The 16077-nt window shown below is 34.5% G+C and carries 10 protein-coding genes and 1 other annotated feature; of the genes, 9 read left to right on the forward strand and 1 reads right to left on the reverse strand.

All coding sequences use genetic code 11. From position 1 onward, the window contains the following. Positions 1 to 7 precede the first annotated feature (7 nt). A complete protein-coding gene (locus ACU8YW_RS10610) occupies positions 8 to 490 on the reverse strand; it encodes a YozF family protein (protein ID WP_426933705.1) in 483 nt (160 codons plus the stop codon). 244 nt (positions 491 to 734) lie between these two features. Here ACU8YW_RS10610 and ACU8YW_RS10615 point away from each other — a divergent pair, with 244 nt between their 5' ends. The 9 genes from ACU8YW_RS10615 (at position 735) to ACU8YW_RS10655 (ending at position 15914) form a co-directional block, all read left to right on the forward strand. Beyond that, positions 735 to 2090 (forward strand): UDP-N-acetylmuramoyl-tripeptide--D-alanyl-D-alanine ligase, encoded by a 1356-nt coding sequence (locus ACU8YW_RS10615; protein WP_426933814.1) that lies wholly within the window; start codon positions 735 to 737, stop codon positions 2088 to 2090. A 66-nt stretch (positions 2091 to 2156) separates the two neighbouring features. Further along, positions 2157 to 2368 (forward strand) — a binding site (T-box leader). Positions 2369 to 2476: 108 nt separating this feature from the next. Next, entirely contained in the window at positions 2477 to 3763 is a 1287-nt protein-coding gene (gene aspS / locus ACU8YW_RS10620; RefSeq protein WP_426933704.1) for an aspartate--tRNA(Asn) ligase, read from the forward strand. A 195-nt stretch (positions 3764 to 3958) separates the two neighbouring features. After that, complete coding sequence (locus ACU8YW_RS10625) at positions 3959 to 4723, forward strand: vWA domain-containing protein (RefSeq protein ID WP_446894062.1); 765 nt, start codon at positions 3959 to 3961, stop codon at positions 4721 to 4723. A gap of 14 nt (positions 4724 to 4737) precedes the next feature. After that, entirely contained in the window at positions 4738 to 5508 is a 771-nt protein-coding gene (locus ACU8YW_RS10630; RefSeq protein WP_097907629.1) for a PP2C family serine/threonine-protein phosphatase, read from the forward strand. Between the two features lie 29 nt (positions 5509 to 5537). Beyond that, entirely contained in the window at positions 5538 to 5900 is a 363-nt protein-coding gene (locus ACU8YW_RS10635) for an EsaB/YukD family protein (RefSeq protein WP_000391141.1), read from the forward strand. 31 nt (positions 5901 to 5931) lie between these two features. Further along, positions 5932 to 9939, forward strand: a complete 4008-nt coding sequence (gene essC / locus ACU8YW_RS10640) for a type VII secretion protein EssC (protein ID WP_141542756.1) — start codon at positions 5932 to 5934, stop codon at positions 9937 to 9939. 127 nt (positions 9940 to 10066) lie between these two features. Further along, positions 10067 to 10339, forward strand: coding sequence for a WXG100 family type VII secretion target (locus ACU8YW_RS10645; RefSeq protein WP_000136048.1), 273 nt, complete (start codon positions 10067 to 10069; stop codon positions 10337 to 10339). A gap of 83 nt (positions 10340 to 10422) precedes the next feature. Further along, positions 10423 to 13098, forward strand: coding sequence for a tetratricopeptide repeat protein (locus ACU8YW_RS10650; protein ID WP_097889499.1), 2676 nt, complete (start codon positions 10423 to 10425; stop codon positions 13096 to 13098). A 23-nt stretch (positions 13099 to 13121) separates the two neighbouring features. Next, complete coding sequence (locus tag ACU8YW_RS10655; RefSeq protein WP_426933703.1) at positions 13122 to 15914, forward strand: hypothetical protein; 2793 nt, start codon at positions 13122 to 13124, stop codon at positions 15912 to 15914. Positions 15915 to 16077 lie beyond the last annotated feature (163 nt).

A 16077-nucleotide genomic window follows, 5' to 3' on the forward strand; every position in this document is an offset into this window, starting at 1 on the left:
CCGCATTCTAGTTGTTTTTTTCGTCTTTAAAAACAAAATGCTCTTTAAATTTTCTAGACTCAACTTTTTGACCGTTTCTCATGGAGCGGAAAGGGTGTTCTTGCCAAGTAATGATTACATCAACTTCATCTGCTTTTGTAGCAACTGGAAAATTAGCATGTTCAAATCCAGTTTTTCCACTTGCTAAGCGACTTTCCTTTCGTGAGAAAAGTTCATATTTCGTTTTCGTTTTTGGCTCGTTGCGGAATACGTCGACTTGTACGTTATATACTTCACTGTTACCAACATTTTTTACTGAAAATTGATATGTTTTAAATTCATCTTCTTTAGCTTGAAGCATATTGTTACCTATGTTCTTCGGTTCATCAAAATTCACTTTCCATTGATCAGAGTTTTGGGAGATTGGTAAAGATTTTGGTGAATAGGCGTATGTTTCATTCACTGCAATTAGGCATAACAAAAGAAGAAAGAAACTAATCGCTTTTTTCATATAAACACCTCGCTATAAAATTTTTATCCCGCTATTTGCCGGGCAGTAAGACCCTCCACCTCAAAATTCAGGGAAAGCAAAGAAGTTAGGTGGGGGGCGGGCTTACCGTAAAAGCCCGATTGGTGAGGGCTGATAATCAGTGGGGAGGAACAAAATCCCCACTGATTAAAGTTTCACTTTATCAATATGCGTAAATAAAACGGAAATTATGTAATAAAATGGAAAGGGTGATACTTTGATTCAAATGAATTTGAAAAAACTTGAAGAGGTAGTAGGCGGTGAAGGGTTACAAGAATCGTTTCATCACATAGAGATACATGGAGTCTGCATAGATTCCAAAAGCATTAAAGAAGGAAATGTATTTGTTCCAATCATTAGGGTGAAAGATGGACATGATTATGTGAAAGAGGCATTCGATAATGGAGCTGTCGCTTCCTTATGGAAAAAGTCTTACAGCACTCCGCCAAAAGGGATGCCAATTATATTTGTAGATGACACTTTGTTTGCTTTGCAACATTTGGCACAATTTTATCGGAAAGAGCTAAATGTAAAAGTAATTGGAATTACAGGTAGTAATGGCAAGACAACGGTAAAAGATATAATAAGCACGATTGTAAGTACAACTCATCGTGTGCATAAAACAAAGGGAAACTTTAATAGTCAAATCGGTTTACCATTAACTATTTTAGAAATGAAACGAGATACAGAGTTTTTAATTCTTGAAATGGGGATGAGTGAAAAAGGACAAATTCGAAACTTATCAATAATAGCACAGCCAGATGTAGTGATCATTACAATGATTGGTCATTCTCACTTAGAGACGCTTGGATCAAAAGAAGAAATTGCGAAGGCTAAATTAGAAATTATTGATGGATTAAAAGATGAAGGATTATGTTTGTATAATGGTGATGAGCCATTCCTTTTGAAAAATAAGAATTTATCGAGTATAACTTGTAAGGCATTTGGTGAAAAGTATACAAATGATTTGTTTCCAACAAACGTGCAATTAGATGAATATGGTGTTCATTTTAAATTAAATGATTCAAAAATACAGTACGATGTTCCTTTGCATGGAAAACATAATATTTTAAATGCGATTGTCGGAATCGCCGTAGGTCAATTTTATAATGTCCCCACAGAAAAAATACAGAAAGCATTGCGACAAGTAAATATTACTCATATGCGCTTTCAATTTTTAACTGCTAAAACAGGTTTTACAATTATTAACGATGCATGGAATGCCAGTCCCTCTTCAATGAAGGCCGCAATTGAAACGTTACAGACATTAAATGCCTATAAGAAAAAAATGATAGTAATTGGGGATATGTTGGAGTTAGGGAAGAATGCTGAAACATATCATAGAGAAATTGGTAAAATGTTAAATCAAGAGAGCATTCAATATGTATTCACTTATGGAGAGTTAGCTGAAATTGTAGCGGAAGAAGCGAGAAAGAAATATGATATAGGAAAAGTACAGTCATTTAATAGTAAAGCCAAGATAGCAGAGGAAGTATTAAAAGTTATAACGAAAAAGGATATCATATTATTGAAAGGCTCACGTGGAATGGCTTTAGAGGAGATTGTACAAAATTGGATATGAAAGATCAAAATATATTTAAAAAGGCTTGCGTTTTATAAAACAAAGAGATAGAATACTCTGTAAATATAAAAAGTGAGGATCAGGAAAATTACATGATGCAAAGGTCTACAGAGAGCAATCGGTTGCTGAGAAGATTGCGATACCGTATGATGGAAAGACACCTGTGAGTGTTGCTTTGAACGTGATAATTAGTAAAAGCAAACGGTACCTACCGTTATCAGGGCTAAGATGGTCATTATGACAATTTGGGTGGTACCGCGGAAAAATCCGTCCCTATTTATAGGGGCGGATTTTTGTATTCTTTGAAAGGAGGTGAGTGACCGTGGATGATGACGATGACAACAACAATAACGTAAATAAATATAAAATTACTGGAGGGAAATGTAATGAAGCGTTCACTCACAAAAGAATGTACGGAGCAAGGCGGCAAGGTTGTATTACTTCAAGGATGGGTAAAAAAAATTCGTCATCTAGGTAATATTAGTTTTTTATTAATAAGGGATCGATCAGGAGTTATGCAATGTGTACTAGAAAATGAGTTAGCTGGATATAAGGTAGATGTGGAAAGTGTCGTTCAAGTAGTAGGCCAGATAGTAGAGACTTCGAAAACAGAATTAGGAGTTGAAGTGCTCGCTCACGACGTGAAAATATTAAATTGCGCAGAACCACTTCCGTTTGAAATAAATAAAAAGAAATTGCAAGTTGGCTTAGATCAACTACTGAATGAGCGGGTATTATCATTAAGACATGAGAGAACTGCGGCGATATTTAAAGTGAAATCTACACTTGTTCAGAGCTTTAGTGAATTTCTTATAGAGAACGATTTCACACGTATATTTACTCCGAAAATTGTTTCACAAGGGGCAGAAGGAGGAGCGAATGTTTTTAAGCTTCCATACTTTCAAAAAGAAGCTTATTTAGCACAATCGCCACAGTTTTATAAACAGATGATGGTAGCGGGAGGGTTAGAACGTGTTTTTGAAGTTGCACCTGTTTACAGAGCGGAACATCATAATTCTTCCCGTCATTTGAATGAATATATATCGTTAGACGTAGAACTTGGATTTATTCATGATTTTTATGAAGTGATGCAATTAGAAACGGATGTTTTACGATATATGTTTCAACAAGTAGCAAAAAACTGTGAAAAAGAACTACAACTATTACAAATAGAAGTACCTGTTATTACAGAAATACCGAAAATTACATTGTTACAAGCGCAAGAAATTTTGAAAAGTAAGTACCAGAAAGAATCGCCAATTGGGGATTTAGATACAGAAGGTGAGAAGCTATTAGGGAAATATGTGAAGGAAACATATAAGAGTGAGTTTGTTTTCATTACACATTATCCGAAAGAAGCTAGGCCGATGTATACGATGCCAAATAAAGAGAATCCATCTATTACTGATTCGTTCGACTTACTATATAAAGGACTAGAAATAACTTCAGGGGCGCAGCGAATTCATGATTACGAAATGTTACTCACTTCTTTTAAAGAAAAAGGATTACATCCAGATACGTTTCAATCTTATTTAAATACATTCCGATATGGTTGTCCCTCGCACGGTGGCTTTGGAATTGGATTAGAGAGAGTTGTATACAAACTATTGGAATTAACAAATGTACGAGAGGCGAGTGCTTTTCCGAGAGATTGTACGCGTCTCATACCGTAAGAATAACCCCCTTCTATAGTGTAGAAGGGGGTTATTCCTTTCAACACATGTTAAAAGGAATAATTTTTTGTGTGAAAATATGTAAATTATATTAAGAACATTTTATAATGAATTGAGAAAAAGAAAATTCATAAGTTATAATGAAATATGAATATAAAAAAAGTTCATATAATAATGTATGGAAGGGTATGAAACATGTTATATCAAACTCAAGCAACACAACAAACACCAGCTTATATAATTTATCTTCTTGATGTAAGCGCATCAATGAACCAAATGATGGATGCAGGCGGAGAAGAAAAAAGAAGAATTGATATTGTAACGGATGCTCTTTCTTTAGCGATTCGCCAAATGGTATTTCGTTCAACAAAAGGTAGTCGCTTGCTTCCAAGGTATAAGTTATCTATTTTAGCCTATAGCGATCATGTTTTTGATTTATTGGGTGGTGTGAAAACAATAGACGAGGTAGCAAGACTGCGTCCATTAGAAAAAATTCAAACGCATCGTTTAACTGATACAGCAAAAGCTTTCTCTGTAGTGGAGAAGTTATTGCAAAGGGAATTACCAAATTTACAAGATGGACCAGCTCCTGTTGTTTGTCATATGACAGATGGGGCATCAACTGGTGAAGATCCAGAATTAATTGTACGAAGAATTATGAATATGTCTGTACCTGATGGAAACGTACTAATTGAAAATATTTTTATTTCAGATGAAATTATGCAAGAACAAATTTCTAATATAAAGAAGTGGGAAGGGATTATGCCAAATACAGAGATTACAGATGAATATGGTGCAAAGTTGCAAAGACTTTCATCGCCTATACCTCAAAGCTATCGTGAGATGATGACGGAACATGGGTTTCATATTGCAGATGGTGCTGTGATGATGTTTCCTGGGACAAATGCGGACTTAGTATCACTTGGATTTCAAATGTCTGCTGCAACGCCGGTTCGATAGGAGGGGGGAGTAAGGTGAAATATACCCTATCGCAAAAGGAAGAAACGGTATTGCAAGAAAAGGAAACGAAACATTTTACTTATAGATATAGTTATGTAAGAGCAAAAGAAACGCAGGATTTAAACGAGAGTGGACAAGACTTTCTAGTATTTCTAGATAATGGAACTAGTTTCGTATTTGCCTTATGTGATGGTGTAGGGCTATCTTTTCATGGTGAAATTGCTGCGGAATTTCTTGGTATGAAGTTAGTAAACTTGTTTGATACATGTCAAGAAAGTGGACTGGATATTGCTACATTATTAAATGAACAGTTAAATAATTGGATAGAAGAAGCTTCAGAGGAAGTGAGTGCATTTCGATTGCCAGAAGAAACACCGTGGTTACTACGCGATGTTTTGGAAGAAAAGCGAAAAAAAGGTAGTGAAGCGATGTTTACTGGCGGGAAAATAGAACTCATTCCAAATCAAGATAAAGTACAAATAACGATAGTTACACATGGCGATTCATTTGTACAATTGTTTCAAGATAAGGAGAATTGTTCGAATGTAATGAAGTTTAAGAGAAATATAAAGAAAAGATGGTCTACACAGCGAGGCATTATTGGTGGGGAATTGGCGGTTTTTTCAAAGGTATTATCTAGACAAGAAGCTAATCGGATAGTTATTCACTCAGACGGACTTTTGCCACTTAAGCAGTATAACTTTGAGGAAGTGTTAAAAGAAATTGAGAGGGCACAGAACTCTCCGACAAGCGATGATATTTCATTTTTAGATGTTTCTTGGTAACAAACATGATGGAAAAAAGGTGAATAAGCGTGGAAGAGATTATTGTGACATACATAAAACAGTCAAATGAAGAAATTGATATTGCAATTCCAAATGACGTAAAAGTGGTGCAAATTATTGAAGCGATTTTACATCATGAAAAAATAGATGAAGCATTAAGCGGAATCTATGAAATTAGAGTAGCAAAAGATAAAGAAGAGTGGCATTCTATTCGAAATGATGAAACGTTGCGCGATAATGATGTGTGGGATGGACAATATGTAATGCTACATAAAAAAGGAGCAATTATCCCTTCTTTTGAAATGATGCCAGCAGAAGAAGTTTATAATGAACCTGTTAAACAAGATATGTCTTCTAGTGAAGAAGATTATGTATGGAAAATCATTGAGTAATAGTTTTGGGATGGGGAAGGAGAAATGTTTTGTGCAAAAATCACCGTATTTTCAACGCTCTCCGCGTGTGAAAGTAGATATACCAACAGGGGATGTTATTATTCATGATCCACCGAACATACCGGAGGAGCCGAAGTTTTCAATTGAAACAATGTTACTGCCTGCAATGATGACAGTTTTAACATTGGTATTATATTTTGTAATGATGAAATTTATGAAGATGAATGCAAGTTATATGCCATTAATGATGGTTTCAAGTATTCCGATGTTGGGATCATATATAATTACAACGATGGGGCATTTCCGTAAAAAGAAAGAACATCGTCAAATGGTTGAACAATTACAAACAAGATATTTAGAGCAAATTCAAAAGCATCGAGTGGAATTAGATACATTAAAGGTTGAACAAGCAAAATATTTAATTACACAAAATCCAAGCCCATTAAAAAGTGTACAAAGAATTGAAAATCGGGAAAGTAATTTATGGGAGAGAACACCTGAAAGTCCAGACTTTTTAGATATTCGTATTGGTACAGGAGAAAGACCATTTCTTGTAGAATTGAAGGTGCCTGAACAGAAAGGTTATGAAGAAAATCCATTAGTTACAGAAGCGCAAAATGTGAAAAGGGATTTCAATACGATACCAAATGGACACATTTCCATTTCTTTGAAAAAAAACGATGTAATTGGTGTAGTTGGAAATAAAGAAGATAGACTAAACTTTATTCGAATTGTAACGACGCAAATTATGACGCATCATGCACCAAATGAAGTGAAAATAGCTGCATTTTATCATGAGAAAGAGAAAAAGCAGTGGGATTGGATGAGGTGGCTTCCTCACGTATGGGATGAACAGAGAAGTATGCGCTTTTTATCTGAAAATCAACAAGATGCACAGAAACTAGCTGAAGTACTATTTACCCCACTTAACATGCGTAGAATCTATAATTCTTCTGCGCAAGCGGATGCAAAAGTTCCTTTAATTCCGATGTATGTTTTTTTCTTATCAGCGAGAGAATTTTTAGAAGATGATCCTTTAACTCCAATGTTACTTAGAGAAGGTGAAAGCGTAGGAGCTTCTACATTTATTTTTGCGGAACAAAAGGAACGGTTACCGATGGAATGTGATCTTGTAATAAGTTTAAATGGAGAAGATGGTGAGTTAGTAGAAACGTTTTCAAGTTCAGCTGAAAATAGTGGGACAACGCGTGCTAGTTTTAAAGTAGATCGACTTTCATTCGAACGATGTGAACTAGGAGCGCGAAGCATTGCTCCAATTCGAATGAAAAGTTCTACAGCAGCCAACATTCCGAAAGTATTAACATTTTTAGACTTGTTTCAAGCTAAAAACATGGAAGAATTACAAGTGCTAGAGAGATGGAAAGAAAATCGATATCCGACTTCATTACCGGTTCCAATTGGTGTAAGAGAAGGAAGTAAACCTGTTTTTCTAAATATTCACGATAAAATAGAGAAAAAAGGGCATGGTCCGCACGGTCTAATGGCTGGTACAACTGGATCCGGAAAAAGTGAAGTGATTCAGTCTATAATAGCGGCGTTAGCGGCAACCTATCATCCTCATGAGATGGCATTTATGCTTATCGACTATAAAGGTGGTGGAATGTCAAATACATTTGCGGGATTACCGCACATTATTGCATCTATTACGAACTTAGAAGATCCAAATTTAATTGAGCGTGCCAGAATTTCATTAAAAGCAGAATTAGAGCGTCGACAAAAATTATTCATTCAGGCTGGAAATGTTCAGCATTTAGATGAATATTATGAAACAAGCTGGCGTGAAAAAGAACCTTTACCACATTTATTTATTGTTATTGATGAGTTTGCTCAAATGAAAAAGGAACAACCAGAATTTATGGACGAGCTAATTAGTGTCGCTGCAATAGGAAGGACATTAGGAGTTCATTTATTATTAGCAACTCAAAAACCTTCGGGGGTTGTAAATGACAAGATTTGGAGTAACTCGCGTTTTCGAATTTGTTTACGTGTCCAAGATGATGCGGATAGTCGTGAAATGTTAAAGATTCCAGATGCCTCTAAAATCAATGTACCAGGACGAGGGTATCTCCAAGTTGGTAGCAATGAAGTATTGGAATTATTCCAATCAGCATGGAGCGGAGCACCTTATAATCCAGATGAAGAGAAAGTTCTTGATATTGTTGATTTTACAGAAGTTAAGCTCTCGGGTGAAAGAATAAAAGTGAAAAAGCGTCCAAAACCAATGACAAATAGTCCAAAACAACTACAAGCTTTTATTCAATATGTACAGAGCGTATCAGAAAAAGAAAATATTAAAGCATTACCAGGACCTTGGCTGGATCCATTACCGGAAAAATTATTGTTAAAAGAATTTTATGCTATGGAAGATTGGACAATTGCTGAGTGGAATAAATCAAAAGAATATTTACAAGTAACAGTAGGATTAATTGATGATGTTGCAAATCAAGCGCAATTTCCGCTGAAGTTAGATTTACAAGAAGGACATTTAAATATTTATGGTATGCCAGGAACAGGAAAAACAACGATGTTACAAACAATTATTATGTCCCTAGCAGTATCTCATACACCAGAAGAAGTGAATTTTTATATTATTGATTTTGGTCGTATGTTCTTAGATTTTAGAGATTTACCTCATGTAGGCGGGGTTGTACAAGAGGACGAAAATGAAAAAATGAAACGTCTATTCGGATTTTTAAAGAAGGAAATCACGCATAGAAAAGAGAGTTTTTCTAATATCGGTGCAAAGTCATTCTCTATGTATAATCGAATGGTTGGAAAGAAAATTCCTGCTATCGTTGTAATGGTAGATGGTTATATAAGATTTAAAAATGAATTCGAAAAAGAGAATGAAGTATTAGAAATATTATTACGCGAATCAAGCACATATGGCGTGTACTTCTATTTCTCACTTAATCAAACAATTGATATGTTTGATCGTGTTCGTAATAATATACCGATGGCAATTACATTTGAATTGCAAGATAGAGCTGAATATCCTAGTTTAGTTGGTAGACCGAATTTCCCGTTAATTGAAGTTCCTACTGGCCGTGGGTTAATGAAAGGTCAACCACCGGAATTGTTCCAAGCAGCACTACCGTTTATAGGTGAAAGTGAATTAGAATACTCACAGCAATTAAAAACGATTATTCAAAAAATGGGCAGTGAATGGAATGGTGAAAAAGCAAAAGAGATTCCAATGGTTCCTAAAGAAATATTTGTAGAAGATTTAGTTGAGCAATTAGAACCAACTCAAATTTCTGCAGGAGTTGAAACAGACGATATCCGTTTGCAAAATTTTTCATTGGACGAAATGAATCATATATTTATCGGTGGAAGAATAGAAGGTGGAAAAACATCATTATTACAAACACTTCTTTTCACTACTACATACCAATACTCTCCAGAAAAGGTTGAGCTATACTTAGTAGACCTTGGTGAAAGACCTACTGGCATATTAGCTCTTGGAGATTTACCTCATGTGAAGAAGAAAGTTACAGATGATATGCAATTAAAAGAAATGTTAGATGAATTGTTAGAGCTAATAAATAATAGAGAAGCAGTAGTACCTTCTATAGATCCAAACGTAACAGTGGAGTTTCCATATAAGAAAATAATCATTGCAATTGATGATATTGATCAAATGTTAACTGTATTATCTATTGATTATGAGGCGAAAAATAAAATGGAACTAATAGTTCAAAATTGTAAAAATAAAGGGATTCATTTTTTAACGGCGGCTACAACATCTAGTGTAAATAACTTTTCACATGAAAAATGGTTTGCGGAAATTAGAAAGAGAAGTATTGGTTATTTATTAGGAACGACTCACAATAACGATGTATATTTCTTTAATATGAAACTTCCACATGCTGAAATCGATCAAGAATTATTAAGTGGGGATGGATATTGCATACGTAGAAAGCCAATAAAAATAAAATGTGCATATACACCGTTACATTTACTGCGCACGATGACAGACAAAATTAGTGTGAAATGGTCTGAATTAAAAGTGAAATAATATTAAAATAGGGTTAAATTACTATAAAATAGAATTTTTTTGCAATTTAACTCTTTTAAAATTGTATGAATATAGTTTATAATCTAATTGTTGTATCATTTATGATTTGAAAGGGGAAATTAATAAAATGACAGAAATTAAAATTAGACCAGAAGACCTTGAAAGAATTTCTAATAACTTTAATAACGCAGCTGCGGAAGCGCAAAGTCAAGTTAATAGACTTGAAGGCGATATTAAAAGTTTAGATGGTCAATGGGCTGGGTCAACACAAGCGAAATTCAGAGGGGAATTTGAAAATTCTAAACAAAAAATGCAACAATACATTCCTATTTTAGAAGGAATTTCGAGAGATCTAAAACGTATTGCTGAGAAATTCCGTAGTACAGATAACACATACTAAGAATAGAACAATTGCAAAAGATCAGGAGCTATTGTTCCTGGTCTTTTTTTTGAAAAATTGTTATACGAGAGTAAGGGGATAAAATGGGATTCCGACCAGAAGTAGGAGAAAAAATTAATCTTAATAAAGATGTTTATCGTTTTGAGAAACACCCAGCTGTAATTGGTATTGAGATGCCCTATGGTCAAGAGGGAAGACAAGGAACAGTTTATCAATTACAACAGGAAAATGGTGTAGAACGAATTGCATTAAAAGTTTTTAAGGAACGCTATCGTGAGGAAAAACATCAACTAGCATTTTTGAAACCACTTTCTTCCTTAGTGGGTCTGAAAGTATGTTCGCGCTATATCGTTACTAAAGAAGAACATACATCTGCTATCGAAAAATCAGAAGATCTTGCTAATAGTATTGTAATGCCTTGGATTGAAGGTCCAACTTGGGCTGATATTTTACAAGAACAACGAGTGTTATCAAAAGAACAATGTTTCTTTATTGCAGAAGCATTTCTTACAACACTTAAAATGATGGAGGAAAATGAAGTTGCTCATAATGATTTATCGTCTAGCAACGTACTCGTACCTTTCTTAAGTGAAAATGCAATTGAAGGTCAACACTATATCGAACTTGTTGATGTTGAGCAAATGTATGGCCCAAAAACGAAAAGACCTTCGTTATTGCCAGCAGGTTCAGCGGGTTACGCACCAATGTATTTAAAAAGTGGAGTATGGCAAAAAGAAGCCGATCGATTTGCAGGCGCTATTTTATTGGGAGAAATATTAAGTTGGTGTAGTGAAGAAGTTCGAAATGAAAAATGGACGGATGCAAGCTACTTTAAAACGGAAGAAATGCAGACAGAATGTGGAAGGTATACGTTACTTCAGCAAGTATTACATAATCAATGGAACGGGGAAATTGCAAAATTATTTAAGCAGGCATGGAGTAGTAATTCTTTCGCAGAATGCCCAAGCTTTGCACAGTGGTACGATGTATTTAATAGCGCGAGAGAAAGAATAAAAATTGATGCGGAAAGGCAGTCAGCAGAAGAACACTCTCTTTTTGTATCAAAATGTTTGGAAATTGCAAGATTATTAGAAGAGAGAGGATTTAAACAAGCGGCATTATATGAATATAAAATAATTTTCAATTCACTCAATCCATCAACAGCTCTGCAAAAAGAACTCGCATATATCATTCAAACTATGGAGAGTCAAGAGCCTGAAATAAATAATAAAATGGTCCTACAACATTATTTGGAATTAGCTACTGAATTGGAACGAGAAAACAATGCAGCATTTGCTTGTTTCGTCTATTCACGAATCGTACAATTTCCAAACATTGATCAGGCGTTAAAACAGGAAATTGAAAGCATTATTAAAGAGATAGAAGAAGAGCAAGGAACACAGTCGCAGCAAGAAGTAGCAGCTACAATTACAGTGCCAAATAGCATTCTACAGAGCCGAAAACAAACGAAAAAACAAGTGGAATATGATATAGATGATGAGATTTTAAATGCAAAAGCATCCAATCAACCACTTACAGTAGCGCATGAACAAAGTGAACCGTCACCTTTTTCTAAATGGTGGAAAAAGAATAAAAAACGGATTTTGATTATTGGCTCAACTGCAGTTGTTGTAATAGGTGGTTCGACGTTGTTTTATTTCTACACAACAAATGCTAAATATCAAAAGTTTATGGAACAAGCACGACAAGCTTATGATGATAAAAAATATACAAAAGCAGAAGAAGCTGTTGGACAGGCAATTGCTGTGAAGGGGAAAGACGAGGCATATCTCCAATTAGCAACGATTTACGTTGCTGAAGGAAAAAATAAAATTGCAATCGATTATATTACAAAACTAATAAAAGATAGAGAAATCGATAAAGAAAATAATGAAGCTGCTTATCTATTAGCTTCAGCGAATTTCCGCATTGGAAAATATCAAGAAGCAGTGCAAAATTTTGAACAAGCGCTAGCGAATAATGCAAAAGGAATTGAAGCATACAAAAAAGATGCGATGCGAGATTTAGCTGTAAGTCATATGAAAATGAAAGAATTTGAAAAAGCGGAAGATGTTATTGTCAAAATGAGTACGAAGACAAATGAAGATAAAGCAATTGTTTCGTATTTAAAAGGTCAATTATCAACCGCAACGGTACAGTTAGATAAAGCAGAATCTTTCTTTAAAGAAGCTATTATGCAAGATTCAAAGAATGCCATATATACAATTGAACTTTCAAATTTATATGTGCTTTGGAATAAAACAAATCTAATTGATAGTGCGAAGAAAGAAATGAATTATCAACAAGCATCTCACATTTTACAAGTAGCGATTCAAAAAGATATGAAAAATATTGAGTTGTTAAATCAACTAGGAATTGTGTATTACGAAGCGGGTCAATTTTATGAAACGCGAGATGGTGCAAAGAGTACTGCTGCATATCAGCAAGCGTTAGAAGCTTACAATAGAGTTGTCAGCAGTGGAACACGCGACATAAATACGCTTGTAAATATAGGGATTTTATACGATAAAGTGGGACAAGGGAATGAAGCAGAGAAGCTTTTCACAGAAGCATACGCACAAAACGATGAAAATCCACATGTGAATTTTGCATTCGGGATGTTTAAAATTAAACAGAAAAAATACGAGGAAGCAAGTCGTTTCTTAAGAAAAACAGTGCAAGCAAATGAAAATGAATCCGAAGTAAGAGCTGCGCAAGAAAAACTAACAGAAATGAAAACAAACGGTTGGATTCAATAAAGATAGGAAAAGGGGAAAAGGACATGGAGGAAAACAATAATAACTTAGGGAAAAAAGTCGCTATATCCGTAATGTCGGTAGCATTACTAGGAACATCAGGATATCTTGTGTATGACAAAGGCTTTAAGACAGCAGGAAAAGAACAAGTAAAACTAGCAAGTAATACAGAAGAGAAAAAAGATGATCGTATTACAGGGGGCGATTTACAGTCTATGTTCCCAAATTTAGTTGCTGATCCTGCAAAAAAAGATGAAAAACCCGGTGAAAAACCAACTATTAATTTAGCAGACTTAATTGGGAATAATAAATCACCAATTACGCCAGTAACATATAAACCAGATGAAGTATCGGTTGAAAAGAAAGATCCACAAATCAAATTATCGGATGCACCAACTCCACAGAAACTAGATTTACCAACTAATATGGTTGGACCTGTGGCAGAGCCAGGAAAAGCGAATGATAATAAACAGCAACTAACTGTACAAGAAGGAGACGGACAAAAACCAGATACAGGTACAAAACCAGACACAGGTACAAAACCAGATACGGGCACAAAACCAGATACAGATGCAAAACCAGATACAGACATAAAACCAGATACAAGCACAAAACCAGACACAGGTACAAAACCAGACACAGACACAGACACAAAACCAGATACAAAACCAGATACGGGCACAAAACCAGATACAAAACCAGATACAAAACCAGATACAAAACCAAAACCAGATCCAGAACCAACACCAACACACCCAACAATTACAGTATCACCAAAAACGGGTGACATTTTAGTTGAGTGGTACGCTGGAAATGGAAAATACTACTCATCTGTTTTCTTTAATGATTTTTATACGAGTCAAAAAGAACTGGATGAAAATGCATTAAATAATTTAACGAACTACTATAGCAAAAAAGAAGACTGGACGCTCGTTAGCCAATTGAATACACCATCAAAATCAAAATCAATAGCAGAACATAAGTTAGCATTAGATAATGTAGAACAAATTCTTACAAGTGGTGAATATTCAAATGAGAGAGCATTATTCTATTTACGTAATCAAATGAATGTATTAAATGAATCGGTTACTACACAAGAAGAGTTACAAAGATATTTAAGTGAAAATAAGAAAGATTATATTAAATCTGTAGCAGAAAAAGTTTATCAAACAGCAACAGAAGAAAAAAGAGAGTGGTCAAATACAGGGGATGTAGCATCTTTAGAACAAGCATTAAGTAAATTTTATTTAGTTACATCAGTATTTGAAAGCGTAGATCCTGCATTAGTAGAAAAAGCGAATCAAGATGTAGAAGATATTTTCAACAAGCTATTACAAGAAGAATTACAGAAACTTAATATCCAAACATCAGTAGTGATGTCTGCAACTGAAACAAAAGAAAAAGCAAGCCAAGTAAAAGAAGATACTAGCAGTAATGAAGGAAAAGCAGTGAAAGAAGTTACTAGCAGTAATGAAGGAAAAGTAGTTAAAGAAGAAAATGTAAGTGAAAATGAGGCAACAGCTACATCAAGTGAGAAAAATCTAAAAGATTCAATAACTGAAGGTGCCACAGATAACGATAAAACAAATAATGTAGATTCAAGTAATCAAAAAGAAAAAGTGAAATCTGACCCAGTGAAAGAAGCAATTGCTCAAATTGATGTATATTTAAATCCAGCGAATCCACATTATGAAAATGCTTTACTATTAACAAATCAGTATATTGACGGGGCAACAGGCGAACAAAAAGAAAAGTTAGAAAAGCAATTTGTTGGGGCTGTAGAGGGACTTCGTGGACAAATTAAAGATTCTAATTTCAAAGTCGAAGATGCTATAAATAAAGCGAATTTATTAGCAAATACGGCAAGAGTAGAAAAATCTGTTCAAGATGAATCTCATCAGTTATTAATGCCGTTAATGTTTGAAAGAAAAGCAAACGATGCTGCAAATAATGGAGAATATTATACAGCGGTATTAAATATTGCAAATGCAATTCGTACAAAGCACCCATTGGAACGCTCAAGAGAAGAAATGGTTAATTATGCGAATAAATTATGGACAGATACAGAAAATGAATGGAATAAAATGAATGGAACGACAGGATGGCAAAGTGAAGTAAGTAAAAACTTATTACCATCATACACATTACTTGCACAGTTAAAGGATATTGATAAAACGATTGGCCAAATTAGTGGTATGAATATGATTGATAATGCATCCAAAAAAATGGAGGGAATTCAACTTATTCAGTTAGCAGGTGATGAAGCAAATAAAGAAGGGCAAACGAGCCTTTATAATGCTTTACATTATTATGGTCAAGCAGCTTCTCGTGGTGTTGTTGACAAAACAGGATTTTCTAATGTTGCTAGTCTTGTAATTAAAGAAGCAAAACAGTTAGAAAAAACGCAATATAAATCAGCGTTAAACAACTATCAAATTTTATATAAAACACCAGGTATTGAAGAATTAGGAATTAAAGAGGGGGTAAAAGCGGCAATTGAGTATTTGAGTACATTTGAAGCTGCAAAGGCAAGCGGGAATAAAGATACGATTGAAGATTTAGCTTCAGCAATTGAATTAACTTATCGTTCTATGGAATTAGGATATCCAGAAGCAGATGCAAAAGAATGGATGAATATGGTAGCTCTAAAAATGTTTAATAAAGGTGCAGGATATATGTCCGCAACTGACACGAATAATGCATATAAATGTTTTGAATTTTTAAGTCGTGATAAATATGCAAATGCTATTAATGGAGAAATAACGAAACAAGCAAAAGTGGAGGTAGATAAAATTAAATCTATGAACGTTAAAAAATAATTAGATTTAACATTCGCCATCTTACCTTGAGTAAGATGGCGAAATTATTTCGTATAAGGAGTAAATATTAATGAGTTTAGTAGAATTTTAAATTTTACTAAACTCATTAATTATTCATTAAAGCCACACTATGCATAATAAAGAATTTGAAAGGTGGAAAAAA

This window comes from Bacillus pretiosus (genome assembly GCF_052947655.1).